The organism is Brevundimonas sediminis (genome assembly GCF_048799765.1).
Taxonomy (GTDB): Bacteria; Pseudomonadota; Alphaproteobacteria; order Caulobacterales; family Caulobacteraceae; genus Brevundimonas.
Genome location: NZ_JBLYQK010000053.1, coordinates 7,584 through 10,006 on the forward strand (window position 1 = coordinate 7,584; position 2,423 = coordinate 10,006).

Annotated in this window: 2 protein-coding genes; both read left to right on the forward strand. The window is 52.4% G+C overall.

Annotated elements, in window-relative coordinates; all coding sequences use genetic code 11:
• A partial coding sequence (locus tag ACLQ7T_RS15750; protein ID WP_171467115.1) for a conjugal transfer protein TraH occupies positions 1 to 726 on the forward strand: 726 nt, incomplete at its 5' end.
• Positions 723 to 2,423, forward strand: a 1,701-nt coding sequence (traG, locus tag ACLQ7T_RS15755) for a conjugal transfer mating-pair stabilization protein TraG (protein ID WP_420480240.1), incomplete at its 3' end; no start/stop codon positions are given. The genes ACLQ7T_RS15750 and traG, both read left to right, overlap by 4 nt.

Below are 2,423 nucleotides of genomic sequence, written 5' to 3' on the forward strand. Positions count from 1 at the left end.
AACATCAACATCATGTGGAATGCGCTTTCCAAAAACAGAATGTTTGACGGCAACAAAGAGCTGAAAGAGTTTGTGATGACGCTGACCGGCTCACTGGTGTTTGGTCCTAACGGCGAAATCACACCCTTGTCAGCCAGAACCACTGACCGCTCAATTATCCGGGCCATGATGGAAGGCGGCACAGCAAAAATTTATCACTGCAACGATTCTGATAAATGCCTGAAAGTGGTGGCAGACACACCGGTGACCATCAGCCGGGATAATGCACTGAAGTCTCAGATTACTAAACTTCTGGCCAGCATTCAGAATAAGGCGGTCAGTGATACGCCTCTGGATGACAAGGAAAAAGGCTTTATTTCCAGTACCACCATCCCCGTCTTCAAATACCTGGTTGACCCGCAGATGCTCGGTGTTTCCAACAGTATGATTTACCAGCTGACGGACTATATCGGTTACGACATCCTGCTGCAGTACATTCAGGAGCTGATACAGCAGGCCCGGGCGATGGTGGCCACAGGAAATTATGACGAAGCAGTTATCGAACATATTAACGACAACATGAATGATGCCACCCGGCAGATTGCGGCGTTTCAGTCACAGGTGCAGGTACAGCAGGATGCGCTGCTGGTTGTCGATCGTCAGATGAGCTACATGCGTCAGCAGCTTTCCGCCCGCATGCTCAGTCGTTACCAGAACAACTATCACTTCGGAGGGAGCACGCTGTGAATGAAGTTTATGTGATTGCCGGTGGTGAGTGGTTGCGGAATAACCTGAACGCCATTGCCGCCTTTATGGGGACCCGGACGTGGGATTCCATTGAAAAAATTGCGCTCACATTGTCTGTTCTCGCGGTGGCCGTAATGTGGGTACAGCGGCACAACGTGATGGATTTGCTGGGCTGGGTGGCCGTGTTTGTGCTTATCAGCCTGCTGGTTAATGTCCGTACATCGGTGCAGATTATTGATAACAGTGACCTGGTCCAGGTTCACCGGGTGGATAATGTGCCTGTCGGACTGGCGATGCCACTTTCACTGACGACCCGTATCGGGCATGCAATGGTGGCCAGTTACGAGATGATATTCACCCAGCCTGACAGCGCCACCTACAGCAAGACAGGCATGCTGTTCGGGGCGAACCTGATTGTGAAAAGCACCGATTTTCTGTCCCGGAATCCGGAAATCATCAATCTGTTTCAGGACTACGTCCAGAACTGCGTGCTGGGGGATATTTACCTGAACCACAAATACACGCTGGAAGACCTGATGGCCTCCGCTGACCCCTACACGCTGATTTTTTCCCGGCCCAGCCCGCTACGGGGCGTTTATGACAGCAATAATAATTTCATAACCTGTAAAGATGCGTCGGTCACGCTGAAAGACAGGCTGAATCTCGATACAAAGACGGGAGGCAAGACCTGGCATTATTATGTGCAGCAGATATTTGGCGGCAGACCGGACCCGGACCTGTTATTCAGGCAACTGGTGAGTGACAGTTACAGTTATTTCTACGGCTCCAGCCAGTCTGCCAGTCATATTATGCGCCAGAACGTCACCATGAATGCCCTGAAAGAGGGTATCACCAGTAATGCAGCCCGTAACGGTGATACCGCCAGCCTGGTCAGTCTGGCCACGACTTCGTCGATGGAGAAACAGCGTCTGGCACATGTCTCCATTGGTCATGTGCTGATGCGAAACCTGCCGATGGTGCAGACCATTCTGGTGGGCATTACCATTGGTATCTTCCCGCTCCTGGTACTGGCGGCTGTCTTCAACAGACTGACGCTGTCTGTTCTGAGAGGCTATGTGTTTGCTCTGATGTGGTTCCAGACCTGGCCGTTGCTGTATGCCATTCTGAACAGTGCCATGACATTCTATGCAAAGCAGAATGGTGCACCGGTCGTGCTCTCTGAACTCTCTCAGATACAGCTGAAATACTCCGACCTGGCGTCCACTGCCGGATATATATCTGTCATGATACCCCCGTTGTCATGGATGATGGTAAAAGGCCTTGGCGCAGGTTTTTCCAGCGTGTACAGCCATTTCGCTTCCTCTGCTATCAGCCCGACTGCCAGTGCGGCAGGTAGTGTGGTTGACGGTAATTACTCCTACGGCAACATGCAGACGGAAAACGTGAACGGCTTCAGCTGGAGCACCAACAGCACCACGTCGTTTGGTCAGATGATGTACCAGACCGGCAGTGGCGCAACTGCCACACAGACCCGTGACGGTAATATGGTGATGGATGCGAGCGGGGCGATGTCCCGGTTACCGGTCGGTATCAATGCAACGCGTCAGATTGCAGCGGCACAACAGGAAATGGCCCGGGAGGCGTCGAACAGAGCAGAAAGTGCCCTGCATGGGTTCAGCAGCAGTATTGCCAGTGCCTGGAACACGCTCAGTCAGTTTGGTTCTAACCGGGGGAGC